At 72.3% G+C, this 23,429-nt stretch carries 25 protein-coding genes; 13 read left to right on the top strand and 12 right to left on the bottom strand.

The window, feature by feature from the left end:
- Positions 1–56: 56 nt before the first annotated feature.
- The gene (locus OGH68_RS01875; protein ID WP_264241499.1) at positions 57–866 is read right to left on the bottom strand and encodes an SAM-dependent methyltransferase; all 810 of its coding nucleotides are present in this window, start codon (positions 864–866) and stop codon (positions 57–59) included.
- 169 nt (positions 867–1,035) lie between these two features.
- Positions 1,036–1,941 (bottom strand): LysR family transcriptional regulator, encoded by a 906-nt coding sequence (locus OGH68_RS01870; RefSeq protein WP_264241497.1) that lies wholly within the window; start codon positions 1,939–1,941, stop codon positions 1,036–1,038.
- A 143-nt stretch (positions 1,942–2,084) separates the two neighbouring features.
- Here OGH68_RS01870 and OGH68_RS01865 point away from each other — a divergent pair, with 143 nt between their 5' ends.
- Positions 2,085–2,789 (top strand): type 1 glutamine amidotransferase domain-containing protein, encoded by a 705-nt coding sequence (locus tag OGH68_RS01865; protein WP_264241495.1) that lies wholly within the window; start codon positions 2,085–2,087, stop codon positions 2,787–2,789.
- Positions 2,790–2,800: 11 nt separating this feature from the next.
- Here OGH68_RS01865 and OGH68_RS01860 read toward each other — a convergent pair whose 3' ends face one another.
- Positions 2,801–3,193 (bottom strand): VOC family protein, encoded by a 393-nt coding sequence (locus tag OGH68_RS01860; protein WP_264241494.1) that lies wholly within the window; start codon positions 3,191–3,193, stop codon positions 2,801–2,803.
- A gap of 265 nt (positions 3,194–3,458) precedes the next feature.
- On the opposite strand from OGH68_RS01860, the gene OGH68_RS01855 reads away from it, so the two are divergent.
- Both OGH68_RS01855 and OGH68_RS01850 read left to right on the top strand, forming a co-directional pair.
- Positions 3,459–4,280 carry a VOC family protein gene (locus tag OGH68_RS01855; RefSeq protein ID WP_264241493.1) on the top strand — a complete coding sequence of 274 codons (822 nt, stop codon included), beginning with the start codon at positions 3,459–3,461 and terminating at the stop codon, positions 4,278–4,280.
- A 29-nt stretch (positions 4,281–4,309) separates the two neighbouring features.
- A complete protein-coding gene (locus tag OGH68_RS01850) occupies positions 4,310–4,975 on the top strand; it encodes an HAD family hydrolase (protein WP_264241492.1) in 666 nt (221 codons plus the stop codon).
- A gap of 25 nt (positions 4,976–5,000) precedes the next feature.
- Here the strand turns inward: OGH68_RS01850 and OGH68_RS01845 are convergent, their stop codons facing one another.
- On the bottom strand, positions 5,001–6,038 hold the full coding sequence (locus OGH68_RS01845) for an NAD-dependent epimerase/dehydratase family protein (RefSeq protein ID WP_264241491.1): 1,038 nt from the start codon (positions 6,036–6,038) through the stop codon (positions 5,001–5,003).
- Between the two features lie 149 nt (positions 6,039–6,187).
- On the opposite strand from OGH68_RS01845, the gene OGH68_RS01840 reads away from it, so the two are divergent.
- From OGH68_RS01840 to OGH68_RS01820, 5 genes are all read left to right on the top strand, one after another.
- Positions 6,188–6,877, top strand: coding sequence for a HemK2/MTQ2 family protein methyltransferase (locus OGH68_RS01840; protein WP_264241490.1), 690 nt, complete (start codon positions 6,188–6,190; stop codon positions 6,875–6,877).
- Positions 6,861–7,076 (top strand): CDGSH iron-sulfur domain-containing protein, encoded by a 216-nt coding sequence (locus tag OGH68_RS01835; RefSeq protein ID WP_264241488.1) that lies wholly within the window; start codon positions 6,861–6,863, stop codon positions 7,074–7,076. The genes OGH68_RS01840 and OGH68_RS01835 overlap by 17 nt, the downstream gene beginning before the upstream one ends.
- Positions 7,077–7,079: 3 nt before the next feature.
- Positions 7,080–8,093 (top strand): iron-containing redox enzyme family protein, encoded by a 1,014-nt coding sequence (locus OGH68_RS01830; RefSeq protein ID WP_264241487.1) that lies wholly within the window; start codon positions 7,080–7,082, stop codon positions 8,091–8,093.
- A gap of 173 nt (positions 8,094–8,266) precedes the next feature.
- The gene (locus OGH68_RS01825; protein WP_264241486.1) at positions 8,267–8,518 is read left to right on the top strand and encodes a DUF5133 domain-containing protein; all 252 of its coding nucleotides are present in this window, start codon (positions 8,267–8,269) and stop codon (positions 8,516–8,518) included.
- 90 nt (positions 8,519–8,608) lie between these two features.
- Complete coding sequence (locus OGH68_RS01820; RefSeq protein ID WP_264241485.1) at positions 8,609–9,817, top strand: FUSC family protein; 1,209 nt, start codon at positions 8,609–8,611, stop codon at positions 9,815–9,817.
- Positions 9,818–9,912: 95 nt separating this feature from the next.
- Here OGH68_RS01820 and OGH68_RS01815 read toward each other — a convergent pair whose 3' ends face one another.
- Positions 9,913–10,437, bottom strand: a complete 525-nt coding sequence (locus OGH68_RS01815; protein WP_319020172.1) for a hypothetical protein — start codon at positions 10,435–10,437, stop codon at positions 9,913–9,915.
- A 55-nt stretch (positions 10,438–10,492) separates the two neighbouring features.
- Entirely contained in the window at positions 10,493–11,185 is a 693-nt protein-coding gene (locus OGH68_RS01810; protein ID WP_264241484.1) for an ANTAR domain-containing response regulator, read from the bottom strand.
- A gap of 98 nt (positions 11,186–11,283) precedes the next feature.
- On the opposite strand from OGH68_RS01810, the gene OGH68_RS01805 reads away from it, so the two are divergent.
- Positions 11,284–12,498: a PAS domain-containing protein gene (locus tag OGH68_RS01805; protein WP_264241483.1), complete on the top strand. Its 1,215-nt coding sequence runs from the start codon at positions 11,284–11,286 to the stop codon at positions 12,496–12,498.
- Here the strand turns inward: OGH68_RS01805 and OGH68_RS01800 are convergent.
- The 4 genes from OGH68_RS01800 to OGH68_RS01785 all read right to left on the bottom strand — a co-directional run bounded on the left by OGH68_RS01800 (position 12,479) and on the right by OGH68_RS01785 (position 15,178).
- Positions 12,479–13,297 carry a SigB/SigF/SigG family RNA polymerase sigma factor gene (locus OGH68_RS01800; protein ID WP_264241481.1) on the bottom strand — a complete coding sequence of 273 codons (819 nt, stop codon included), beginning with the start codon at positions 13,295–13,297 and terminating at the stop codon, positions 12,479–12,481. The genes OGH68_RS01805 and OGH68_RS01800 overlap by 20 nt on opposite strands.
- A 162-nt stretch (positions 13,298–13,459) precedes the next feature.
- Positions 13,460–14,212 carry a metallophosphoesterase family protein gene (locus OGH68_RS01795; protein ID WP_264241479.1) on the bottom strand — a complete coding sequence of 251 codons (753 nt, stop codon included), beginning with the start codon at positions 14,210–14,212 and terminating at the stop codon, positions 13,460–13,462.
- Positions 14,209–14,463, bottom strand: coding sequence for a BON domain-containing protein (locus tag OGH68_RS01790; RefSeq protein WP_264241477.1), 255 nt, complete (start codon positions 14,461–14,463; stop codon positions 14,209–14,211). The genes OGH68_RS01795 and OGH68_RS01790 overlap by 4 nt, the downstream gene beginning before the upstream one ends.
- Positions 14,450–15,178, bottom strand: coding sequence for a nucleotidyltransferase family protein (locus tag OGH68_RS01785; protein ID WP_264241476.1), 729 nt, complete (start codon positions 15,176–15,178; stop codon positions 14,450–14,452). The genes OGH68_RS01790 and OGH68_RS01785 overlap by 14 nt, the downstream gene beginning before the upstream one ends.
- A gap of 277 nt (positions 15,179–15,455) precedes the next feature.
- Between OGH68_RS01785 and OGH68_RS01780 the strand changes: the two genes are divergently transcribed.
- Positions 15,456–15,854 carry an STAS domain-containing protein gene (locus OGH68_RS01780; RefSeq protein ID WP_264241475.1) on the top strand — a complete coding sequence of 133 codons (399 nt, stop codon included), beginning with the start codon at positions 15,456–15,458 and terminating at the stop codon, positions 15,852–15,854.
- Between the two features lie 14 nt (positions 15,855–15,868).
- Positions 15,869–16,321, top strand: coding sequence for an ATP-binding protein (locus OGH68_RS01775; protein ID WP_264241474.1), 453 nt, complete (start codon positions 15,869–15,871; stop codon positions 16,319–16,321).
- Here OGH68_RS01775 and OGH68_RS01770 read toward each other — a convergent pair.
- Complete coding sequence (locus OGH68_RS01770; protein ID WP_264241473.1) at positions 16,284–17,171, bottom strand: SigB/SigF/SigG family RNA polymerase sigma factor; 888 nt, start codon at positions 17,169–17,171, stop codon at positions 16,284–16,286. The genes OGH68_RS01775 and OGH68_RS01770 overlap by 38 nt on opposite strands.
- 127 nt (positions 17,172–17,298) lie before the next feature.
- Between OGH68_RS01770 and OGH68_RS01765 the strand changes: the two genes are divergently transcribed.
- Entirely contained in the window at positions 17,299–17,787 is a 489-nt protein-coding gene (locus OGH68_RS01765) for an ATP-binding protein (protein ID WP_264241472.1), read from the top strand.
- 96 nt (positions 17,788–17,883) lie between these two features.
- On the top strand, positions 17,884–20,838 hold the full coding sequence (locus tag OGH68_RS01760) for a HAMP domain-containing protein (protein ID WP_264241471.1): 2,955 nt from the start codon (positions 17,884–17,886) through the stop codon (positions 20,836–20,838).
- Positions 20,839–20,916: 78 nt separating this feature from the next.
- On the opposite strand, the gene OGH68_RS01755 is transcribed toward OGH68_RS01760, so the two are convergent.
- Positions 20,917–23,211 (bottom strand): SpoIIE family protein phosphatase, encoded by a 2,295-nt coding sequence (locus OGH68_RS01755; RefSeq protein ID WP_264241470.1) that lies wholly within the window; start codon positions 23,209–23,211, stop codon positions 20,917–20,919.
- Between the last annotated feature and the right edge of the window lie 218 nt (positions 23,212–23,429).

The raw sequence follows: 23,429 nt of genomic DNA, 5'->3' as shown, positions 1-23,429 counted from the left end.
GCCTCTTCGGGCACCTCACCGGGCCGCAGCCGTCGTTCCGCGGAACGCGCCGCCCGTCACGGCAGACGCGCGACGCCGCCCCACTCGATCCATTCGTCGGTCTGCTGCACCGGCGCCAGATCGGTGTCCGGCCGCCAGGTGGAGACCTCCACGAGCCCCGGCTCGAGGATCTCCAGGCCGTCCAGATACGCGGCGACCTCGTGCTCCTCGCGCACCCTGCCCCAGTGGTTGTCGGTGGCCTGCGCCATGAAGTCGGTGACGAACTGGCGGATCTCGGGCCGGTCGCTCACCAGTTGGCAGACGACCAGGAAGCTGCCGGGCGCCAGCCGTTCCGCGACCCGCCGCACCAGTGCGGCCGGGTCGTCCTTGTCCGGAATGCAGTGCATCACCGATACGAACAGGGCCGCGACCGGCTTGCTGAAGTCGATCAGCCGCCGGGTCTCCTCGTGAGCGAAGATGCCGTCGGTGTCGCGCATGTCGGCCTGGATGACCGTGGTGCGGTCGTTCTCGTCGAGCAGCGCGCGACCGTGCGCGAGGACGATCGGGTCGTTGTCGACGTACACGACCCTCGACTCCGGGTCGACCGCCTGCGCGACCTGGTGGACGTTGTCCTGTGTCGGCAGGCCGGACCCGTGGTCGATGAACTGGCGGATCCCGTACTCGGTCGCCAGCGTCCGTACGACACGCCGCAGGAAGTTGCGGTTGTTGACGGCGAGCGTCCTGGAACTGGGGACCTGCTTCAGCAGTTCTTCACAAGCTTCGCGGTCCGACTGGTAATTGTCGTCGCCCCCCAGGAAGTAGTCGTACATACGTGCCACACTGGGCACCTTGGTGTCGATGGCGTCGGGGCGCCACGAGCTCTGCATCCAGTCCTCACCCGCGTCGATGGAGATCCCGGTTGTGTGGGGTCCACATGCTAGGGAGCACCGGGACGGCGGTACAGGTGAACGTCCGGCCGCACCGGCCGCGCATGTCGGCTTTCAGCCACGGTGCAGCCGCACCAACTGCCCCTTCATCAACAGGTATTGCGCGCTTTCACAGCGCGCCCCACGCGTGGGCCCGGCTGCGGAGGTGGTCGTGGACCAGGGCCAGCGGCGGATGGACGAGAGCTCCGGTCCGTGTGGCCAGGTAGAGCGTGTTGAGCGGTGGGGCGGCGGGCTCGTGGAGCAGCTCCACGGACCCCGCGGAGAGCGCAGGCTCGGCGAGGTAACGGGGGAGCGCACTCACCCCCGCGCCCGCGACGACCGCGGCCAGAACGGCGCGCAGGTCCGGCACGATCACGGCGATGTGGTTCGGCGGCCGGCGGTTGAACTCGCTCAGCCAGTAGCGGCGCACGATCGGCAGGTCGTCCGCGTAGCCGACCAGCGGGAGATGCGCGAGAGCGTCCACCGGGTCGTCGGCCAGCCGGGCACCGTCGACGCTGCGGGCCAGGGACGGCGGGCCGACCAGGACGAACTCCTCGTCGACGAGGGGGGTGGCCGCGATGTCCTGCTGCGCCGGCCTGACGGAGGACACCACCAGGTCCACCTGCCCGGCCGCGAGGGCGGCAAGCAGGTCCTTGGCGAGGCCCAGCGTGACATGGACCCGCAGCCCGCGGGTCGTCAGCGGGGCGAGGGTGGGCAGGACCCGCAGCGCCATCAGCTCCCCGGGCCCCCCGATCCGTACGGTCCCTACATGCGCCGCCCCCGCTGCCGACGGCTCCAGTGCCGCACGCAGCTCGTCGAGATGCGTGCCGATGCGCGCGGCGAGGTCGGCCGCGTGGGCCGTGGGGGTGACGCCCTTCCGGGAGCGGACGAACAGCTGCTCGCCGAGCTGCTCCTCAAGCCTCGCCAGCTGGCCGGTCACCGCCGGCTGGGTCAGCCCCAGCCGCTCGGCGGCCGCGGACAGCGACCCGCAGCGGTAGATCTCCACGAAGGTCGACAGCAGATCCAGACCCGGCACGCAACACCCGTTCCATAAGAATGCTTATGACGCTCATGATGCCCGCGGATGGAGCCGGGGCAAAGCTGGTGTTGTCCCCTCGACACTGCAACGGCAGCCGATCGAAGTCTCAACAGTTCCGAGCGAAGCAGTAAGGACTCTCCATGTCGAAGATCCTCATGGTCGTTTCCGGCGCCGACAGCCTGAAGCTGTCCGACGGCACCAGCCACCCCACCGGCTTCTGGGCCGAGGAGCTGGCCGCGTCGCACGAGGTGCTCCGGGCCGCGGGCCACGAAGTGGACATCGCGACGCCGGGCGGCGTCCGGCCGACCGTGGACCCCATCAGCCTCGACGAGCGCGGCGGGGTCGAGGAGGCGGACGCCGAGAGGTTCCGGGCGTACCTGGACTCCCTCGACGCCGAACTCGCCCGGCCGGCCGACCTCTCCGCCGTGTCGGTGGCCGACTACGACGCCGTGTACATCCCCGGCGGCCACGCGCCGATGGCCGACCTCGCGGTCAGCACGGACCTCGGCCGGCTGCTGAGCGAAGCCGACGGGAGCGGAAAGATCGTCGCGGCGCTCTGCCACGGCCCGGCGGCGCTGCTCAGCGCCGTGAAGGCGGACGGTTCCTTCACCTTCGCCGGGCGTGAGCTGACGGTGTTCAGCGACGAGGAGGAGCAGCAGGGCGGCCTCGGCGACGCGTCGCCGTACCTGGTCGAGTCGCGGCTGCGGGACCTCGGCGCGGTGGTACTGCCGGGTGACGCCTGGGCGAGCCGGGTCGTCGTCGACGGCAACCTGATCACCGGGCAGAACCCGCAGTCGAGCGCGGACACCGCGCAGCGCGTGGTGGAGGCGCTGGCGGGCCGCTGACCGGGGCGCCGCTACCCGGCGGGCGCCGGGGACACCGACAGGGAGAAGGAGTGGCCCGCCGGGTCGGAGAAGACGCGTTCCTCGTGGGGCCCGCGCCGGTTGTTGGTGTCGACCGGCCGGGCCCCCAGCCCGACCGCCTCCCGCTCCGCCGCGTCCAGGTCGCCGCGGCCGACGAGGATGCGCAGATGCGCTTGCTGGGAGTCCTCCGGCCGCGGCCAGCTGGGCGGCGCGTAGCCGTGGTCGCGGCGCATCGCCAGACGCACGCCGCCGTGACCGACGACCTCGATGAAATCGGGGTCGCTGCCGACGCGTATCTCCGCGCCGAACAGCCCTGCGTAGAACTCCGCCAGTGTCATGGGTTCGGCGGCGTCGAGGACGAGGACGCTGGTCTTCTCAACAGTCATGCACTGCGGCTACCCCCTGCGACGCCCGGCATACGGAGGGCTCGCGACACCCCTCCCGCGGGTGCCCGGCGCGCGGACGGCCCCCGGGCCGGGGGTTACGGACGCCGCGCGCCGGGCACCCGCTGCACAGGGAAGAAGCAACTGGGGACGTGCCGGGTGGCACCGCATGAACACGTACCGTGACCGTCGCGTTCGCAGGTCGGCTCCCGGAGGAGGAACATGGAACCGGCCCCGCACGAACCGTCCCCGACCGCCGGACATGGTGATGAACGAGAACTCGACCCCGACGGCGACCGCCCATGCGGCCGCGTCCGCCGCTGTGTTCGGGGCGCCCTGCTGGGTCAGCCTCATGGCCCGCGATCTGCAGGCGGCCCAGGACTTCTACGGAGCGGTGCTCGGCTGGAGGTTCCGCAAGGGCCGGCTGGGCGACCAGTTCAGGGTCGCCGTCGTCGACGGCATGCCGGTCGCCGGTATCGGCGCGCTGGCCCCGGCGCTGACGGTGGCCGTCGCGTGGACGCCCTACTTCGCCGTCGAGGACGCGGACCGGACCGCCTCCCGCATCCGGGAGCGCAGCGGCACTGTGGCGGTCGGGCCGCTCGCCCTGTCGATGGGGCGCGGCGTGCTGGCGGCCGACCGGGACGGCGCCGTCTTCGGGCTGTGGGAGGGCGAGCTCATGCGGGACTGGCCGGCCTGGCGTGACAAGGCTCCCGCCTGGATCCGGCTGCTGGCCAAGGACGCCTTCGAGTCGGCGATCTTCTACGGCGAGGTCTTCGACTGGGCCTCCGGACGGGCGGGCTGCTGCGAGGTCAGCTACGTGGAGGGCGCGGTCGTGCTGCACCGCGAGGGACGGGTGCTCGCCCGGCTCACCTCGGGCGCGGACGGCACGGCGGACAGCCCGCTGCTGCACCCGCGCTGGCACGTCCACTTCGCGGTCAAGGACCTCGAGGAGACCGTGCGGACCGCCACCCGCCACGGCGGCAGCGTCCTCGGCGAACGGACCACCTCGCACGGCGCCGAGGCCACCCTGCGCGACCCCGACGGAGCCATCTTCACCGTGACGGCCACGGACGACGCCGCACCCGAGTAGCCCGGAAGCCACCGGAAGGACCTGCAGCCATGGCACGCGCCGCCGTGTTCGACGTCGACGGGACACTGGCCGACACCAACCACCTCCATGTCGTCGCCTGGTGGGAGGCCTTCCGCCAGGCGGGCCACCGCGTGGCCATGCACGACATCCACCGTTCCGTCGGACTGCCCGGCCGGGACCTGGTAGCCCATCTGCTCGGGGACGACCGGGACACCCGCCGGGACGGCGCCCTCGAGGCCGCGCACAAAGCCCTCTACGCGACGTACTTCGACCGGCTGCCGGCCTTCGACGAGGCCGGGGACCTGCTGCGCGCCCTCGCCGGTGACGGCTGGCGGGTGGTGCTCGCCTCCTCGGCGGGCGGATCCGAGCTCGCGGCGCTGCGACGGGCCATCGACGCGGACGACGCCGTCAGCGCGACCGCGAGCGCCGACGACGTGGAGGAGGGGAAACCCGCACCCGAGCCGGTCGAGCAGGCCCTGGCCCTGGCCGGGGTACCGGCGTCGGACGCCGTGTTCGTCGGTGACACCGTGTGGGACATGCAGGCCGCGTCCCGGGCCGGGGTGCGGGCCGTGGGGCTGCTCTGCGGCGGTATCCCGCGTACCGCACTGGAGGCCGCGGGGGCGGCGGCGGTCTTCGACGATCCGGCGGACCTGCTCGCCCAGATCGACGACAGTCCCTTCGCCGGGCCGGCGTGATCCCGGCGCATTTTCCCGGTCGCGCTCAGTGCGCCCGGTGCCCTGCCAGCGGGGCCGTCCGCTCGCCGGAGCCTTTGCGGACCCCGCGCAGAAACTCCTCGATCGCCTCCGTCGCCGTGTGCCGGGGCTGCCACTCCAACTCCTCCCGGGCCCGTGCGGTACTCATCACCGGCATCCGGAGCAGGGCGTCGAACAGATGCGGCGACGCCGGGACGGCACGCAGGTTCCAGGCGGCCGACAGCGCGGCGTGCACCGCCCGCTGCGGCACCCGCACCACCTTGGCCCCCAGCAGCTCGCCGAGGATCCCCGCGTCGATCACCGGCTCCGCGGCCAGGTTGAACGCGCCGCGTGCGTCGAGGAGGACGGCCATGAGGTAGGCCCGGGCGGTGTCGTCGGTGTGCATCACCTGGAAGCGCAGCCCTTCGAGGTCGGGCACGAAGGGGAGCAGCGCCGGGTTGAGCAGCGGGCCGGGCAGGAACCGGCCCGCGAAGATCCGGCGCTGCTCGCTCGCCGAGGTCTCCTTGAACATGAAGGCGGGGCGGATCCGTACCACCCGTGTCTCCGGGTGCCGCAGTTCGTAGGCGTCGAGCACCCGTTCCACATACGCCTTCTCCCGGCAGTAGGCCGCGTCCGGCCAGCCGTGTGCCGGCCAGGACTCGTCGACGCCCGTACCCGTCTTGGGGCCGGGCGAGTAGGCGCCGACCGACGAGGCGTGCACCAGGACGGGCACCCCCGCCTCGGCGACCGCGTCGAAGAGCCGCAGCGACCCGAGGACGTTCGTCTGCCAGGTCGTGACGGGGGAGTGCGTCGGCTGGAACCGCCAGGCGAGGTGGATCACCGCGTCCGCGCCGTCGAGCTGCCGTACGAGCGTCTCGCCCGCGTCTTCCCGGGCGAGGTCCACGGACGCCCACTCCGTGCGTGAGAAGTCCAGATCGGGGACGCGGCGTGCGAGACCGAGGACCGAAGCGATCCGAGAGTCCGCGGCGAGTGCCCCGACCACACTGGTGCCGACGTTTCCCGTGGCCCCTGTGACCACCACCCGCAGTCCTGTTTTCGCGCTCATCAGCGACTCCGTGGGTTCCGGGGAACGTGCCGGCCGATTCCCGGGTCCCCGGGCCGCCGGGACCGAAACGGATGAAATCCGCGGCGGCGGGCACCCGGGATCAAGAACGGGCGGCAGCCAAGGCCGCCCGACAGCCGAGGGAGCCGCCGATGTCCAGTGTGCTCGGAGCGGACCGGACCACGAGCGCGGACGCGCTCGTGTTCGCCCCGGGGGTCTACGCCCCGCAGAGCGACACGTTTCTGCTCGCCGACGCGCTCGAACGCGAACCGCTCGGGCCCGGCGCCGAGGTGCTCGACGTCGGAACCGGCACCGGAGTCCTGGCGCTGGCCGCCGCCCGCCGCGGGGCCCGTGTCACCGCCGTCGACAGATCCTGGCGCGCCGTCGCGGCCACCAGACTCAATGCCGCACGCGCCGGTCAGCGGGTGCGTGTGCTGCACGGCGACCTGCTGGCCCCGGCGGCGGGCCGGCGCTTCGACCTGATCGTGTGCAACCCGCCGTACGTGCCCGCGCCGCGGGCCGGGGTGCCGCGCCACGGTGCGGCCGTCGCCTGGGACGCGGGACACGACGGCAGGGCGGTGCTCGACCGGATCTGTGACGGCGCGGCCGGCTTGCTGCACCCGTCCGGTGCTCTGCTGCTGGTCCACTCGGCGCTCAGCGGGGTCCGGGCCACCCTGGACCGGCTGCGCGGCGCCGGACTCGACGCCGCCGTCATGGAACGCCGGGTCGTTCCCTTCGGGCCCGTTCTGCGCTCCCGCGCCGACTGGCTCGAACGCCGGGGGCTGGTCGCTCCCGGTGAGGAGAAGGAAGAGCTGGTGGTCGTCCGTGCCGAACGAGTCTGAGGAACGAACGGCCCCGGCCCCCTGCCGGGTGACCGTGACCAAGGAGGGCCCGATGCTCGTGGAGGGCCCCGTGGAGGTCGTGCTCGACGACGGGACCACCGTGCGGTCCGACCGGTTCGCCGTGGCCCTGTGCACCTGCCGGCGGAGCCGGACGTACCCGTGGTGCGACACCAGCCACCGCCGGCGCGGCAGGAGGTGAACGATGGCGGACCGTACGCCCGATCCACGGACGGGCCCGGAGGGCGAACTGCCGGGCGCACGCGGTGAGCTCTCGCAAGGAGTGCTGACGGCCCTGCGCGGCGCCGCCGGCGGCCCCGTGCCGGACCCCGGCGGCGCCCGGGGCGCCGACCCCTTCGGTGACGATCTGCAGCTGGCCCTCTACCTCTGCTACGAGCTGCACTACCGGGGCTTTCGCGGGGTCGAGGCGGCCTGGGAGTGGGAGCCCGGGCTGCTCGGCCTGCGCGCGGCGATGGAACGCCGCTTCCTCGAAGCGCTCCGTGAACGGACCGCCGGTCACCCCGGCGTCTACGACGCACTGGACGAACTGCTCGTCGAACCCGTCGACGGCACCGGGGTGTCGTACTTCCTCAGGGACGAGGGACAGCTGTGGCACCTGCGCGAGTACGCGGCCCAGCGCTCCCTCTACCATCTCAAGGAGGCCGACCCGCACGCCTGGGTCATCCCGAGACTGCGCGGGAGGGCCAAGGCGGCCTTCGTGGCGGTGGCGTTCGACGAGTTCGGCGGCGGACGCGCCGAGCGGGTGCACGCCCGGCTGTTCGCCGGCCTCATGGCGGACCTCGGCCTCGACACCGCCTACGGCCGGTACCTCGACGCCGCCCCGGCCGAGATGCTCGCAGCCGTCAACCTGATGTCGCTCCTCGGGCTGCACCGTGCCCATCGGGGCGCCCTGGTGGGGCACTTCGCCACGGTCGAGGTGACGTCCTCACCGGGTTCACGGCGGCTCGCGGAAGCGATGCGCCGCACCGGAGCGGGGCCGGCGGCCGAGCACTTCTACGCGGAACACGTGACGGCGGACGCCGTGCACGAGCAGATCGTGCGCCGGGACGTCATCGGCGGGCTGCTGGCCGACGAGCCGTCGCTCGCCCCCGACATGGCCTTCGGCGTCGCGGCCACGAACTGGGTCGAGGACCGGCTCGGCGACCGGCTGCTGGCGGCCTGGCGCAACGGCTCCACGAGCCTGCGGGCACCGCTGTGACGCCCTCGGCACCCCCTGAAAGCGGGCTTCCGGCGCGCCGTGCCCCCTGCCCGTACCGACGACTACCTACAGTAGCCAGCTGTGTGGCGGACTCGACCGCTCCGGTTCACAATGAGGCACCGGACGGACCTCGCTCCGCCGTGTCAGGGGGCCGCATAAACCGGGAGACCACGATGCTGATGCCCGACACGAGTGTGATCACCAGGCTGATTGCCCGCTACCGGGCGCAGGAACATTACGTCCTCGCCGCTCCCCACGACGAGTCCGCCCGGAGGCGGTTCGAGGACACGGCATACACACTGTGCGTGCTCATGTGCGAGCGCACGGCCCGCGAAGCCCTCCTCGCGGCGGAGACGTACGTGGGCCGCCGTATCCGGCAGGGCGCACAGGCGGTCGGCGAGGGCGCGGCATCCGGCGGGCGCTGAGGGGGACCGGGCGGAACCGGCCACGGCGTCCGGGCGAGGGAGCGGGGAAGGACCGAGGTGTCTGAGGTTGGCTCGAGGCTACGAACGCCGGTGGCCGGCATCGTCAGCCGGCGCAAGGAACCGGCCGTGGTGCAGACTCTGCGGTCCGCCGCGGCGGCGACCATCTCCTACGTCGTCGCCCTGCAGGTGGTGGACAGCCAGGTCCCCCCGCTCACCGCACCGCTGACCGCGCTCCTCGTCGTCCAGGTCACCCTCTACGCCACGCTCACCACCGGGGTGCGCCGGGTCAACTCCGTGGTCGTCGGCGTGCTCATCGCCATCGGCTTCAGCGCACTGGTCGGACTGTCGTGGTGGAGCCTCGGGCTGATCATCCTGGCCTCCCTGGTCGTCGGCAGATTCGTTCGCGTCGACGAGTTCGTCCCCGAGGTCGCGATCAGCGCGATGCTGGTGCTCGGCGTGACACAGGTGGGCGACGCCGCCTGGGACCGGGTGCTGGAGACGTTGATCGGCGCCGTCGTGGGGCTGCTGTTCAACATCCTGCTGGTGCCGCCGGTGTGGGTCGAGGCGGCCGGGGACTCGATCGAGGGTCTCGGGCGGCGCATGAGGCAGCTTCTGCTGCACATCGGCGAGGAGCTGACGAGCCACACCCCCGTCGAGCGGGCGGCCGCCCGGCTCCACGAGGCCCGCAGGCTCGACAACGACATCGCCGACGTGGACGCCGCCCTGCGCCAGGCCGAGGACAGCCTCCGCTTCAATCCGCGCGTCAAGGAAGGCCTGTTGCACCGCATCGTGCTGCGCACCGGCCTCGACACGCTGGAGATCTGCGCCGTCGTGCTGCGGGTCCTGGCCCGCACCATCACGGACCTGGCCAAGGAACGCCGGGACGAGGACCTGTTCGGCCACGAGGTCGGCGTCGCCCTCGAGGAACTCCTCGCGCACATCGCCGACACCCTGGTGAGCTTCGCCGTCCTGGTCACCACCCAGACCAGCGAGAGCGCCGACGCCGCTGAGGAGCGGCTCACGGGGGAGCTCGCCGCCGCCCGCACCAGCCGCGACAACGCCGCGGAACTGCTCCTCCAGGGAATCCAGGAGTCGCCGCGCCAATGGCAGCTGCACGGCGCGCTGCTCACCGAGGTCGACCGGATCCTCGACGAGCTCGACATGGACCACCGCTCCCGGCGCCTCATGGAGGAACTCGACCGCCACACCCGGGAACGGCGGGAGAAGCGGCCGCGGCTGGCCGCGCTGCGCGACTGGCTGTGGGGGAGGACCCCGCTCGTCAGGAATCCCGTCCGCTGACTGTTCCATCCCCCCGGTGGAGGCGGGGAGAGGCGGGGAGCCGGCGACTCCACGGCCCCGCCCCGACGCCGCGGCGCCCGGACGGACCGCGTGCGTCAGCCGGCGGCCGGCGGCCGCGGCGCGCGCAGGCCGCCGCAGGACCTGTCGATCCGCCTGGGCCGGGTGCCCACCCGTCCGGCGGACGGGTTCGCGCGGGTGATCACCACGCTTGCCTCCGTGAACAGCTCCACCCGCCGCCGGTGCCCCCACTGCGCGGCGGCCTCGTCCCATTCGGCACCGGCACGTCGGGCGAGGTCGCCCACCGACGCCGGGGTCTTGAGCAGCGAGACGAAGAGCGCCTTGCGCGCCCGGTGCCCCGGCCCGTCGAGGGTGTGGACCGCGCCCCGGCCGAAGAGGGTGTCCAGGACGGGCCCGGGCAGCGCGGAGCGGCGTTCGATGTGCTCCTCGTCGTAGAAGAAGCGGACCGCCTCGGGCCCGTGCAGGGCGATCGCCGGGTGTCCCATGAGACGGGTGCGGACCGGGCCGCCGCCGTTGAGTCGCCTCAGGTCGGGCAGCCAGGCGTATCCCTGGGCGACGGCGGGGAGTGTGGCGTCCGGGCGGAGCATCCCGCGTCGTTCCATGCGGGTCAGGGTTCCCCACCGAAGCTGCGGAATAAGCCGATTCGCCCCTATGGGGTCACTCTGTGCGCTGCTGTTCCTTCAGGCTGCGGCCCCTGCTGCGGACGATCTCCTCGGCCACGGCGCTCAGCTTGCGGTTGGTCCGCTGCGAGAAGCGCCGCAGGATGTCGAACGCCTCCGCGGGGCCGCAGCCGAGGGCGTGCATCAGGATGCCGCTCGCCTGGTCGATCACGGCGCGCGAGTCCAGGGCGGTCTCGAGCTGGTTCACCTGGGCGAGAGCCGCCCGGTAGTGGTGGTCGCGCACCAGCTGCTGGGCGAACTGCTCGCCCAGGACGACGACCGGGTGGAGCGACGGATGCGCGAACGCTCCCGGCCGGAAACTGTAGAGACTCAGCGTCACCTCGACCTCGCTGCGGCGGAACGGCATCGTGACACTGGAGCGGATGCCCGAATCCAGGGCCGCGGCGCGGTAGACGGGCCAGCGCTCCTCGTCGAGCAGATCCGCGGCGGCGACGGGCTCGCCCGCATCCAGAGCGCTCGACGTGGGCCCCTGGCCCGAGTCGAACTCGACCGAGAGCAGTGTGGTCAGATCTGGATGCGTGGCCGCGGCACGGCGCTCGGACGTGCCGTCGGCGACCGTGATGGCGGCGCCGCAACAGGAGTCCACGCAGCGCATCGCCGCTTCACTGAAGTCCGAGAGGTCCCGTGCGGTGGCCGCGGGATCCACGGAGGAATCCGGCGGGGTCAGCATGTGCGTTCTCCTTCCCGCCGATGCGGCTGCCCGTCTCGTTCCGGGACAAACCCCTGGCCGGGGCGGTGCGGGCGGTGCGGGTCGGATAGCTTTCTCCCATGGCGGAGATCGATGAGTTCGGTGACGACCTTGAGGACTTCGTCCGCCGGGTGGGCGAACTGAGAGCCGCACGCGGGCTGCCGCCGGAAGAGCAGCAGACCCTGCTGGACGCCACCCTCTTCGAGCTCCAGCACGTCGCGGAGACGTTGTGGCCGAAGTACGAGCGGCTGGCCGGCCACGGCCCCGCCCGCGCTGCCGCGGACCGTACCGAGCTTCAGCTGCTGCGCGCCCTCTTCCAGCGTCTTCCGCTGCCCGTGGCCCTCATGGGCGGTGACACGGTGGTCAGACGCATGAACCTCGCCGCCACGGACCTCACCGGGGTCCGCGCCGGTTTCGCCGCAGGACGGCCGCTGTCCGGCCTGCTCAGACCCGGCGACCGGGCCGCGCTGCGGTCGCAGGCGGCGGCCGTCGCCCGGGGCGAGGGCCCACGCAGCCTGCGGGTGCACCTGCAGCAGCAGCCGGACGAGACCCTGCGCGCGACACTCACCGCTCTGCGCCCGCCGAACGAGCCGCAGCCGGCCGTGCTGATGGTCCTTCAGTCGGACACGGTTTCCGCCGCCCCGGCCGGCGCCGACGACACCGGCGGCGCGGGCGAGCGGAGTCCCGGGCAGGGTGCCACCGGTACCCGGCTTCGCCGCGTCACCGCTCCCGACCTCGCCGAGGTGGCCGGCCACGCGGCGCAGATGGACCTTCTCGACGCGATGACCACCGCCCTGCTGCGGGCACCGGCCGGTGACCCGGAGGCGGCCCTGGCCGCGGCGGCGGCGGTCCTCGCCTCTCACGTCGCCGACTGGGTCGTCGCCGATCTCGTGACCGGTGGCGGTCTGCGCCGTACGGCTGTGCTGGGACCGGACGGCGACGAGGCGGCGGCCGTGCTGGGCGCGAAGATCTCGGCACAGGACCCCGCCGGCTGTCCACTCGTCGTCGAGAGCGCCGGCGAGGGTTCCCCCGTGCTCCAGGTCCGGCCGGAGGACCTCGACTCGTTCGGACGGGACCGGGGCGGTGACTCGGTGCTCGTCCAGGCCGATGTCACCTCGCTGATGTGCGTACCTCTCCGGGCGCCCGTCGGTGACACGGACGGGGAGGCCGGTCCCGTCCTCGGCGTGCTGTCGATGTTCCGCAGCGGCAGCGCGCCGGCCTTCTCCATGGCGCAGGCACGGGCCGTCGACGTCGTCTCGCGGCATGTGGCGCTCGCTATGCGGCGTTCCTCATGACCCTGTCGTGCGCCGCCTCGTCCCGCATGACCTCGTTCCGCAGCTGACTGCAGCTCCGGCTGATCAGCCGGGAGACGTGCATCTGGGAGATCCCGAGCGTGCTGGCGATGCTGCTCTGGGTCATGTCGCGGAAGAAGCGCATGTAGAGGATGTTCTGCTCGCGCTCGGGCAGCTTGCGCAGACCCGGCTTCACGGCCTCCCGGTCGACGAGCACGTCGAGGGCGGGGTCGGCCGAGCCGAGGGTGTCGCTGAGCGAGTAGCCGTCGTCGGCACCGGGCAGCTCCGCGTCGAGCGACAGCGCGGTGAAGCTCTCCAGCGCCTCCAGGCCGACCAGCGCGTCCTCCTCGCAGAGCCCGGCCCGCTCGGCGATCTCCGCCACCGTCGGGGCACGCCCCGAGACCGTCTGGACGAGGTCCTGCCGGGCGAACCGGACGCGGTTGCGCAGATCCTGGACACGTCGCGGCACATGCAGCGCCCACATGTGGTCGCGGAAGTGCCGCTTGACCTCGCCGACGACGGTGGGCACCGCGAAACTCTCGAAGGCGCCGCGCGAGGGGTCGTACCGGTCGACGGCCTTGACCAGGCCCAGCGCGGCCACCTGCTGGAGGTCCTCGAGGGACTCGCCCCGGTTGCGGAAGCGGCCGGCGATCCGCTGGGCCATCGGCAGCCAGGCCGACACGATTTCCTGGCGCAGCTCCTGCCGCTCCGGCCCGTCGCCGAGTTCGGCCAGCCTGCGGAAGGCCTCCGCGGTGTCGGGAGCGTCCGAATGCGAGTGCTTTGTGTGTGCGAACGTGGGCATGATGTCGCGACTCCCTGGGATCTGGGGGGTTGCCGTGCCGGAATCACTCACCCGGGGAAGACGGACAGGGGCCTGACGCGCCCGGAGCATCCGCTCCCACGGGGCGTGCCTCCTGTCCGAAGCACATGACGCACCTGCCCGAGCGGGTCGGGCCGAAACCTCTCAGCCGATGGCCGGTACGTCGATGCGCGCCGCCACCGGCAGGTGGTAGACGGCGAACGCGTGCCCGATGACGGGCTGGGCGACGTTGCGGACCTTCACACCGCCGGCGGTCATCCCGTGCTCGGTGCCCAGGTGGGCGTGGCCGTGCACGGCCAGGTCCGCCTCCGTCTCGTCGACCGCCTCGGCGAGCAGATAGCTGCCGAGGAAGGGGAAGATCTCGGGCGGCTCCCCGGCGAGAGTGTCGGGTACCGGGGAGAAATGCGTCAGAGCGATGCGCACCTCGCACCCTTGCTCCTGGAGGTCCAGCAGGGAACGGGCCAGATCGGCCGCGCAGCGGCGGCTGTAGCGGACGAACGCCCGCATCTCCGGCTCGCCGAACTCGCCGGCACTGCGGCCCGCGAAGCCGCCTCCGAACCCTTTCGTACCGGCGATGCCGACCCTGGTGCCGCCGACGTCGAGCACCGTGCTCCCGCCCTCCAGGACCGTCGCACCGGCGCGCTCCAGCACGTCCGTCACCTCGTCCTGCTGATCGCTGTGGTAGTCGTGGTTGCCGAGTACGGCGACGACCGGCACGGGCAGCCCCTTGATCTCGGCGGCCACCACCTCCGCCTCCTCGACCGTGCCGTGCCGGGTCAGGTCCCCGGCCAGCAGCAGCATGTCGGCGCAGTCGCCGAGCGTTTCCCAGGCCGGGCGCAGCAGGCCCCGGCTGTCGGGGGACAGATGGATGTCTCCCACGGCGGCAACACGGATCACTCGAGCTCCTCGGGCCGTTCGGGGGCCGTCGGAGAGGCGACCGTGAGGTCGGCCCGCACCGGCAGTCCGCCGAGTTCGGTCTCTGCGATGCGCAGGATTTCGGTCCTGCACGCGGCGGTGGAGACGGTGCCCCAGAGGTGCACGTATCCACCGCGCATGTCGATCTGGACCCCCAGTTCGGAGATCTCGTCATCGGCGAGACGGTCGCGCAGCCGCGCGATCCGGTACTCGGATGCCTCAGGTTCTTTCACGGGGCACCTCCTGCGACGTCCCGGACTCCGGCGGTTGCCGCGTCTCCCGCGGCGGGATGACGTCCAGCCGCTCCAGAAGATAGAGGAACGCGTCCGGCATCGGCGAGGACGCGTGCTCTCGGCGCAGCAGGTCCCAGTCGACGCGTTCGCGCAGCGCCCTGGCCACCGGGAGCAGCGCGCCGAAGTCGCAGTGGTGCTCCGACAGCGCGGTGAGCCGGCTCTCCAGCAGGTCGGTGGGGGCGAGCACCGGCATGTGCACGGAGTCGACCGGCAGGACCTCGGCCCGGTCGAGCATCTCCTTGGTGACCGGGCGGTGGGCCAGTTCGAAGATCAGGTCGATCTCCTCGCCGCCGGTCCTCGCCTTCACCAGCCAGTCCTCCGGCGGCGAGACGATCTGGATGCCGCCCTCGATGAGGGTCTGCACCACGGGCTCGGCGTCCTGTCTGCGCAGGCAGAAGTCCGAGTCGTGCTGCAACCGGGTCGGGACGCCGTGTGCGTAGGCGGCCACGCTGCCCACCAGCGCGAACGGGTACCCCGACGCCTTGAGCAGGGCGCCCACCTGCTTCGTCGCCTGCAGGATGGCCTGGGTGTGGTCCTGTGGCAGCTCGTCGGGGGCGCTGTCCACCGGTCCGGTCACCGCCGCACCGAGGCCCTCGTACGCCCCGGCGGCCGGAAGCGGAGTTGCCGGCCGGGGCGTGTCCTGGGTGTGGTTCATCGCCGGTCCGTCCTCGATCGGTCTCGGAGTTCTCGGAAATCGCTGTCCCACGCATGGCGTGAGGACACGACACGTACCCCGTTGAAGGGGATTGATCCGTGTTCGGGGCTTTGTAGTCCGCCGGGCGGAAGTCATCGGTCGGGGCGTACCTCCCGAGCGGTGTGGCGCTGCGCGTGCCGGGTACCCGAACGGCCCCGGGCAGTCACGGTCGCCGCCGTGGTAGCAGCCGGGCGACAGTCGGAATGCCGGTGAACCAGTGTCGAGGAGGCGGAGGCCCATGGTCTCGGGAGTGACCAGGCGATCGGGGGAGGAGCCGGCCGCCGGCGGCGAGCGGTTCGGCGTCGCCACCAGGCACCGCGGCGGCACGGTCGTCATCTCCCTGAGCGGGGAGCTGGACCACGACACCGCCGAACCCCTGCGGCATGCCCTCGCGCAGGAGGTGCGGGCGGGCGCCAGGCGGATCGTCGTCGACTGCGGCGGTCTGCACTTCTGTGACTCCACGGGGTTGAACGTGCTGCTGCACGGGCGGCTTGACGCCCAGGAGGGGGGCGGACGCGTGGACCTGGCCGCTCTGCGGCCACCCGTGGCGCGCATGTTCGAGATCACCGGCGCGCAGGCGGTGTTCCGGCTGTACGCCGGCGTGGACGAAGCGCTGGCCGACGAGCGGACCCTCTGACCCTGGGAGGCCTGATGAGCACGGGCCTCGGCGGCCAGGCGCAGACTCGCCGCCTCGCGCTCTTCGGCACGAAAGGCGTGGTGAGCCGGTGCCGTGACTTCACCGAGCAGGCGCTCGCCGACTGGGGCTGGCGTGCGGCCGGTCCCGAGGAGGAGCACGACGTCGTCGAGGACGTACTGCTGCTCGTGTCCGAGCTGGTCACCAACGCGTGTCTGCACGCGGGCGGACCCGAGGAACTGACGCTCAACCACTCCGGCGGCCGGCTGCGCGTCGAGGTGGCCGACGCCGACCCCCGCCGGCCGCGGCGAAGGCCGCGGAGCGACCTCGCGCAGCCGGGCGGCCACGGGCTGATCATCCTCGAGCGGCTGGCGCAGAGCTGGGGGTCGGAGTCCCGCGGCACCGGCAAGGTGGTCTGGCTGGAGGTGTGGCTCAGTCCCGGCCCGGGCGGGCCGGGGCGTCGTCCATGATTCCGGCGCGCAGCATCTTGAGGATGCGTGCGAGCAGGCGCGACACATGCATCTGCGAGATGCCGAGCCGCTCGCCGATCTCGGACTGCGTCAGCTCCTCGCGGAAGCGCAGTGACAGGATCAGCCGGTCACGCTCGTCCAGGCCGGCGATCAGCGGCTTGAGCGCCTCCAGGGAATCGACGATGTCGAAGGCCGGGTCCTCCTTGCCGAGGCGCCGGGTGACGGCGTTCGTCGCCTCCTCCTCGTTCACCGTGGCGTCGAGGGACTGGGCGGTGTAGCCGTTGGAGGCGCGCTCGCCCTCGAGCACCTCCTCCTCGCTGACCTGGAGGTACTCGGACAGTTCCGCGGTCGTCGGCCTGCGTCCCAGTTGCTGTTCCAGCAGGTCGAGCGCCTTGGCGAGGTCGATCCGCAGCTCCTGGAGCCGGCGCGGCACCCGGACCGACCAGCTCGAGTCCCGGAAGAAGCGCTTGATCTCGCCGACCACGGTCGGCAGTGCGAACGAGGCGAACTCGACCTCGCGGCCGGTCTCGAACCGGTTGATCGCCTTGATCAGTCCGATGGTGCCGACCTGGATGATGTCCTCCATCGGTTCCGCCCGCCCGGCGAACCGGAGCGCCGCGAACTTCACAAGACTCAGATTGAGTTCGACGAGTGTGTTGCGGACGTACGAGTACTCCGGCGTGCCCTCCTCGAGGACGGCCAGCCGCTCGAACAGCACCGTCGACAGTGCGCGGGCGTCCATCGGGCTGACGGACCGCGGGTCGGGGATCTCCGGCAGACCGTTCGGGGGCCGTGCGGTACGAGGCGCCTGCGCGCCGACGGATGGCTGGGTGGGCGTCGAGCTGGACATCGAGGCTCCTTCGACGGGGGCGGAGGCCGTCGCTGTCGGCTGCAGCGGGACCGTCGGTCGAGCTCTTATCTACCGATGATTCCCTTTTGAAGTGCTTTGAAGCAATTCGGCGGGGCACCGGTCCGTTATGGGACAGGCACCGGAGCAGCCGCAGCTCTGGCTCAGCCGCCGCTTCACGCTCGACGGCGGACAGGGCGTGGTGGGCCGGTGCCGTGACCTCACGCGTCAGGTGCTGGACGAGTGGTTCGCCCCCTCCGGGGCCGAGGGGTACGTCAGGGTCGACGACGTGCTGCTGCTCGTGTCGGAAGTCGTCACCAATGCGTGCACGCACGGTGGCTTTCCGTGCGAACTGAGCATCGACCGCGGCCCCGGCCGGATCCGGGTCCAGGTGAGTGACACCAGCCCCGCCGGGCCCGTCCGCCGCGGTCCGCACCAGCCGGACCGTGTCTCCGGACACGGCCTCCATCTGCTGGAACGCCTCTCCGACGAATGGGGCTGGATGCCACGAGGGGCCGGGAAGGCCGTATGGTTCGCCGTCGCGGTCCCGCGTGACACGCTCCCGAGCGACGCGATGCGCCGGTCCGGCCGGAGGGACGGCGCCGCCGGGGTGTCGTGACGGTGCCCGCGTGCCACAGTGGAGAGGGCCGCGGGCGACGCCGCTCGGACGGCGGCAGATCGCGGCGCCGTACGTCACGACAGCGCGAGGTCTGCGATGGACGCGTCCAGCAGTACGCCCGAGCCCGCCCGGGCCGGCCCTCCCGCTGAGCTGAGCGAGGAGGGGCTCAGGAAACTGCTCGCAGGGCTCACCGCCGTGCGCGACGGAGATCTGTCGGTCCGACTGCCGTACGACTCCGGACTCCTCGGCGAGATCGCCGCCATCTACAACGGCATGGTCGACGAACTCGCCCTCGTCACGTCCGAGGTCACCCGGGTGGCCCGCGAGGTCGGCGGCCAGGGCCTGCTCGGCGGACAGGCCCGGGATCCGCAGGTCAGCGGGGCGTGGCGGGAGCTCACCTCCGGCGTCAACACCATGGCGGACAACCTCACTTCCCAGGTCCGCTCCATCGCCCAGGTCGCGACCGCCGTCGCCCGGGGCGACCTCACCCAGAAGATCCGGGTCGACGCGCGCGGCGAGATCCTCGAACTGAAGGAGACCATCAACACGATGGTCGACCGGCTGTCGTCGTTCGCGGAGGAGGTCTCCCGCGTCGCCCGCGAGGTCGGAACCGACGGCAACCTCGGCGGCCAGGCCGACGTCCGCGGCGTTTCCGGCACGTGGAAGGACCTCACCGACAACGTCAACTCGATGGCCGACAACCTCACCAACCAGGTCCGCAACATCGCCCAGGTCACCACGGCCGTCGCCCGCGGCGACCTGACCCGCAGGATCGACGTCGACGCGCGCGGAGAGATCCTGGAGCTGAAGACCACCATCAACACCATGGTCGACCAGCTCTCGTCGTTCGCCGCGGAGGTCACCAGGGTCGCCCGGGAGGTCGGCAGTGAAGGACGGCTGGGCGGCCAGGCGGAGGTGGAGGGCGTCTCCGGCACCTGGAAGCGGCTCACGGAGAACGTGAACGAACTCGCCGGCAACCTCACCCGCCAGGTGCGGGCCATCGCGGAGGTCACCAGCGCGGTGGCGGAGGGCGACCTCACCCGCTCCATCACCGTCGAGGCCCCCGGCGAGGTCGGCGACCTCAAGGACAACATCAACGCCATGGTCGAGTCCCTGCGCGAGACCATCCGCGCCAACGAGGAACAGGACTGGCTCAAGACCAATCTGGCCCGGGTCTCCGGCCTCATGCAGGGCACCAGGAACCTCACCGCGGTCGCCGAGCTGATCATGGAGGAGGTGCCGCCGCTGGTCCGCGCGCAGTACGGCGGCTTCTTCCTCGCGGAGGAGAGCGACCGGGGCGCCGACCTCGTCATGATCGCCTCGTACGGGGCGCAGGACGAACGGAGCGGTCCGGGCCGCCGTATCCGGCTCGGCCAGTCCCTGGTGGGCCAGGCCGCCCGCAGCCGCCGCACCGTCGAGGTCCACGACCTGCCGCCGGGGTACGCCACGGTCTTCTCCGGCACCGGCCGGGTGGATCCGAACCATCTGATCGTGCTGCCCGTCGTCGTCGAGGACCAGCTGCTGGGCGTCGTCGAACTCGCCGCCGTACAGCCCCCGACCCTGCTCCACCGCGACTTCCTCGACCAGCTCATCGAGTCGGTCGGCGTGAACGTCAGCTCGCTGATCGCCAACAGCCGCACCGACGAACTGCTCGACCGGTCCCAGCGGCTCACCGCCGAGCTCAGCATGCGCTCCAAGGAACTCCAGGCCCGCCAGGAGGAGTTGCAGCGCTCCAACGCCGAACTCAAGGAGAAGGCGGCGCTGCTCGCCGACCGCAACCGCGACATCGAGCGCAAGAACCTGGAGATCGAACAGGCCCGTCAGGAACTCGAGGCCCGCGCCCAGCAGCTCTCCCGCACCTCGATGTACAAATCCGAGTTCCTGGCCAACATGAGCCACGAGCTGCGCACCCCGCTCAACAGCCTGCTCATCCTGGCGCAGCTCCTCGCCCAGAACCTCGAGGGCAACCTCACCGAGAAGCAGGTCGACTACGCGGAAGTCATCCACTCCGCGGGCTCCGACCTGCTCCAGCTGATCAACGACATCCTGGACCTGTCCAAGGTCGAGGCCGGCAAGATGCCCATCCACCCGGCGGACTTCCCGCTCACCGGGCTGGTGGAGCACGTCGAGGCCACGTTCCGGCCCGTGGCCACCGAGCGGGAGCTCGCCTTCGAGGTCGTCGCGGAACCAGACACGCCGCAGTGGCTCACCACCGACGAGTCCAGGCTCCGCCAGGTGCTGCGCAACCTGCTCTCCAACGCACTGAAGTTCACCGAACAGGGACGGGTCGAGCTGCGGGTCGCCCCCGCACGCGGGGAGGAGGTGCCCGCGTTCCTGCGGGACTCCGGGCCCGTCGTCGCCTTCCGTGTCGTCGACACGGGAATCGGTATCCCCGCCGACCGTCTCGAGAGCATGTTCGGCGCCTTCCAGCAGGGCGACGGGACGACGTCCCGCCACTACGGCGGCACCGGCCTCGGGCTGTCCATCAGCCGGGAGGTCGCCCGGCTGCTGGGGGGAGCGCTGGAGGCGCAGAGCACCCCCGGCCGCGGCAGCTGCTTCACCCTGTACCTGCCGGTCCACCGGCGCGGCTCCACCCAGGCGGCGCCCGACGAGGAGGCGCCCGACGAGGAGGCCGAGGGACGGGACGACCCCTACCGGCCGACGGGCGCGCCGCTGACGGACCGTACGGTTCTGGTGGTCGACGACGACACACGGAACGTCTTCGCGCTCACCGAACTGCTCGAGAACGAAGGAGTGCACGTCCTCCAGGCGGACAACGGCAGGGCCGGGATCGACATGGTGCGCGCCCACCGGGAGATCGATCTCGTCGTGATGGACGTGATGATGGTCGGCATGGACGGCTACGCCGCCATGGAGGAGATCAGGAGGCTGCCGCACGCAGCGGACCTCCCGGTCGTCGTCACCGCGAAGGCGATGCCGGGGGACCGCGCGTCGGCCCTGGCCGCCGGGGCCGACGCCTACGTGTCCAAACCGGTGGACGCGGACCAGCTCGTGGAGAAGATCCGGCAACGGCTCGAGAAGGGCCGCTGACCGGCGCGTCGCCGGGGCGGGACGGGGGCGGTGCGCGCCCGTGGCGGGAGGGGGCCGGTGCGCGCCGGGGCGCGCCCGTCAGCGGACGCGGACGGCGATGAGACTCGTGTCGTCGTCCGTGTCCCCGGTGGCCGCGCTCAGCAGCAGATCCACCTGCCCGTCGACCTCGCAGTCCGGGAGCCGTTCCGCCATCCGCCGCAGAGCGGCCAGCCCCTCGTCGAGGCCGTCGTGGCGGCGCTCGATCAGACCGTCCGTGTAGAGCAGGAGCGTGTCACCGGGGGCCAGCCGCGTCGTCGCCTCCTCGTAGACGGGCGAGTGCGCGGCGCCGAGCAGGATGTCCGGCGGAGGGTCCAGGAGTCGCGCAGTGCCGCCGCGCAGCAACAGGATCGGCAGATGGCCCGCGCTCGCCCAGCGCAGGGTCCGGCCCTTCGGGTCGTACATCGCGCACAGCGCCGTGGCGGTGGGATGCCCGGCCGTGTGCAGGGTCACCTCGTTGAGCAGCGCCATCAGACGGCCGGGGGAGTGGCCGGTGAAGGCCAGACCGCGCAGCGTGTTGCGCAGGGCGACCATGCCGGTGGCCGAGTCGATGCCGTGGCCGGCGATGTCGCCGACCGCCATCATCACCCTGCCGTCGGGCAGCGGCAGGATGTCGTACCAGTCGCCGCCCACCCGGTACTCCTGCGCCGCCGGACGGTAGCGGGCCGCGGCGCTGAGACCGGGCAACTGCCCGGGCGCCGGCATCTCCGGCACGATCGCCTGCTGGAGCTGGAGCACCAGCCGGTGCCGCAGCGTCGCCTGCGCCCGGACCGCCGTGAGCTGGTCGAACGTCGCCGTGAGCGCGACCTCGGTGTGGTACTCGGCCGAGATGTCGTGGTAGACGCCGGTGATGCCCGACAGGGCTTCCCCGTGCAGAAGAGGCTCCGCGGTGATCCGGACGTGACGCAGGCCGCCGTCCTGGCGGACGACCCGCACCACGGCGGCGGCGCCCTTGCGCCGTTCGAGCAGGTCGGTGAGGAGTTCGGCCAGCTCGCCCGTGTCGTCGGGGTGCACGCGCGGTTCCAGTCCGGTCAGCGGGACCGGCGTCGAGCCACGGCCCATCCCGAAGATCGCGTACGTCTGCTCCGTCCACGTCGAGCGCCCCGTGGCCAGATCGTCCTCGAACAGCGCGAGACCCTGCAGCCTCCCGACGGCACGCCCCACCGCCGTACGGCGGTCGGTGTACGTGTGCCACAGCACGACGCTGCGGTCCGGGCCCGCCGGCAGGACCCGCAGATCCAGCAGCGGCCCGCCGGAGCCGGTGCCGTGCTCGGCGGGCAGCCGTGCCGCCCGCTGCGGGGAGGAGGCGTAGTGCGCCCGCCGGGACATGGCGTCGAGGTCGGCGTGGATCAGCGGGAACGCGGCCTCGACCGGCCGCCCCACGGCCCGCTGGGAGCCGCCCAGCGCCTCGCCCGCCGGCCCGTTGACATGCTCGACGAGCAGCGTCGCCGTCTGCGGATCACGCTTCAGGGTCATCGCGGGGTGCACCAGGGCGTCGAGGAGGTCGTCGAGCGCGGGCTCCTCGGAGGGCGGCAGCGGTTCGGCGCCGAGCAGCCTCGCCGCGACCTCGACCAGGCCCGTGAGCGCGGCACGCATCCGGTCGTCCAGGTCGGTGCTGTCCGGCCAGACCGCCAGCGCGAGCCCCGTGGTCCTCCCCCGGAGCCGCAGCGGCACCAGGGCGCGGGCCGCCCGGTCGGACGGGCCGGGCAGCATCTCGCCGTCCGGCGGGCCCGCGGGCAGCCACACCGGCGCGCCGTCGGCGAACGCCGCGCGGACCGGTGCGGGGGCCGCCGGGGGGATCCACCGCCACTGCGAGGCCTCCAGTGCACTTCCCCCGGCGTGTCCCGCGAGCCGCAGACAGCCGGACCCGGTCAGCTGCCACAGCCACAGCGACTCCACACCGAGCGGCTTCAGTCCGCCTTCCAGCAGCGTGGCCGCGCCGGTCCCCACGGTGTCGGCGGCCTCGGCGGCGGTGACCACCTGCCGCAGTCTGCGCGCCTCGGCATGCGACGGGAACCCGTCCCCGTGCGCCTCCTCCGCCGTGTCGCCCAGGGCCACGGGCGCGGTGACGGCAACGGTCCCGGCGACACCGTTCACGAGGTCGGCGGCGATGTCCTCGAGGCTCAGGGACGCGGACTCGGCAAGGCGCGCGAGATACTCGCGGGCCTCGGACGGCGAGGTGCGCAGCTGCGCCGCCAGGACCCCGGTCGCCAGATCGGTCAGATGGCGCCGGGCGAGCTCCTCGCGGAGTGCGGTGTTCTCCTCGCTCAGGCGGAGTACGAGCGTCCTCGGCTCGCGCTGCCCGCTGTCCGCCGGTGCGGGGCCCCGGGCTGGCATGATCAGGACCACCCCCATCTCGAGCAGTCGGGCGACCGTACCGGTGGTGATCGCGCCCGCTCGATTTTACGCGCGCGGCCCGGGCCCGGCAGAAGTGCGCGGCTCCCGGGTGGCCCGTCCCGGCTGCTGCGATCGCGCGCCGGAGACCTGCGGTGCACGGGACTCTCCCGCCCGAGAGGCGGGTCCGGGGCGCAGGTCCCGACGGCACGGCACAGGGG

This window comes from Streptomyces peucetius (assembly GCF_025854275.1).
In the GTDB taxonomy this organism is placed as follows: domain Bacteria; phylum Actinomycetota; class Actinomycetes; order Streptomycetales; family Streptomycetaceae; genus Streptomyces; species Streptomyces peucetius_A.
The sequence above is the reverse complement of the archived record's forward strand: the minus strand, read 5'-3'. Positions and strand labels throughout refer to the sequence as shown.

What these genes read in the sequence shown, in the direction of transcription:
- OGH68_RS01875 (WP_264241499.1), bottom strand. Translation starts at nt 866, where the DNA reads ATGCAGAGCTCGTGGCGCCCCGACGCCATCGACACCAAGGTGCCCAGT.
- OGH68_RS01865 (WP_264241495.1), top strand. Translation starts at nt 2,085, where the DNA reads ATGTCGAAGATCCTCATGGTCGTTTCCGGCGCCGACAGCCTGAAGCTG.
- OGH68_RS01860 (WP_264241494.1), bottom strand. Translation starts at nt 3,193, where the DNA reads ATGACTGTTGAGAAGACCAGCGTCCTCGTCCTCGACGCCGCCGAACCC.
- OGH68_RS01855 (WP_264241493.1), top strand. Translation starts at nt 3,459, where the DNA reads ATGAACGAGAACTCGACCCCGACGGCGACCGCCCATGCGGCCGCGTCC.
- OGH68_RS01850 (WP_264241492.1), top strand. Translation starts at nt 4,310, where the DNA reads ATGGCACGCGCCGCCGTGTTCGACGTCGACGGGACACTGGCCGACACC.
- OGH68_RS01845 (WP_264241491.1), bottom strand. Translation starts at nt 6,038, where the DNA reads ATGAGCGCGAAAACAGGACTGCGGGTGGTGGTCACAGGGGCCACGGGA.
- OGH68_RS01840 (WP_264241490.1), top strand. Translation starts at nt 6,188, where the DNA reads ATGTCCAGTGTGCTCGGAGCGGACCGGACCACGAGCGCGGACGCGCTC.
- OGH68_RS01830 (WP_264241487.1), top strand. Translation starts at nt 7,080, where the DNA reads ATGGCGGACCGTACGCCCGATCCACGGACGGGCCCGGAGGGCGAACTG.
- OGH68_RS01825 (WP_264241486.1), top strand. Translation starts at nt 8,267, where the DNA reads ATGCTGATGCCCGACACGAGTGTGATCACCAGGCTGATTGCCCGCTAC.
- OGH68_RS01815 (WP_319020172.1), bottom strand. Translation starts at nt 10,437, where the DNA reads ATGGAACGACGCGGGATGCTCCGCCCGGACGCCACACTCCCCGCCGTC.
- OGH68_RS01810 (WP_264241484.1), bottom strand. Translation starts at nt 11,185, where the DNA reads ATGCTGACCCCGCCGGATTCCTCCGTGGATCCCGCGGCCACCGCACGG.
- OGH68_RS01805 (WP_264241483.1), top strand. Translation starts at nt 11,284, where the DNA reads ATGGCGGAGATCGATGAGTTCGGTGACGACCTTGAGGACTTCGTCCGC.
- OGH68_RS01800 (WP_264241481.1), bottom strand. Translation starts at nt 13,297, where the DNA reads ATGCCCACGTTCGCACACACAAAGCACTCGCATTCGGACGCTCCCGAC.
- OGH68_RS01785 (WP_264241476.1), bottom strand. Translation starts at nt 15,178, where the DNA reads ATGAACCACACCCAGGACACGCCCCGGCCGGCAACTCCGCTTCCGGCC.
- OGH68_RS01780 (WP_264241475.1), top strand. Translation starts at nt 15,456, where the DNA reads ATGGTCTCGGGAGTGACCAGGCGATCGGGGGAGGAGCCGGCCGCCGGC.
- OGH68_RS01775 (WP_264241474.1), top strand. Translation starts at nt 15,869, where the DNA reads ATGAGCACGGGCCTCGGCGGCCAGGCGCAGACTCGCCGCCTCGCGCTC.
- OGH68_RS01770 (WP_264241473.1), bottom strand. Translation starts at nt 17,171, where the DNA reads ATGTCCAGCTCGACGCCCACCCAGCCATCCGTCGGCGCGCAGGCGCCT.
- OGH68_RS01765 (WP_264241472.1), top strand. Translation starts at nt 17,299, where the DNA reads ATGGGACAGGCACCGGAGCAGCCGCAGCTCTGGCTCAGCCGCCGCTTC.
- OGH68_RS01760 (WP_264241471.1), top strand. Translation starts at nt 17,884, where the DNA reads ATGGACGCGTCCAGCAGTACGCCCGAGCCCGCCCGGGCCGGCCCTCCC.
- OGH68_RS01755 (WP_264241470.1), bottom strand. Translation starts at nt 23,211, where the DNA reads ATGCCAGCCCGGGGCCCCGCACCGGCGGACAGCGGGCAGCGCGAGCCG.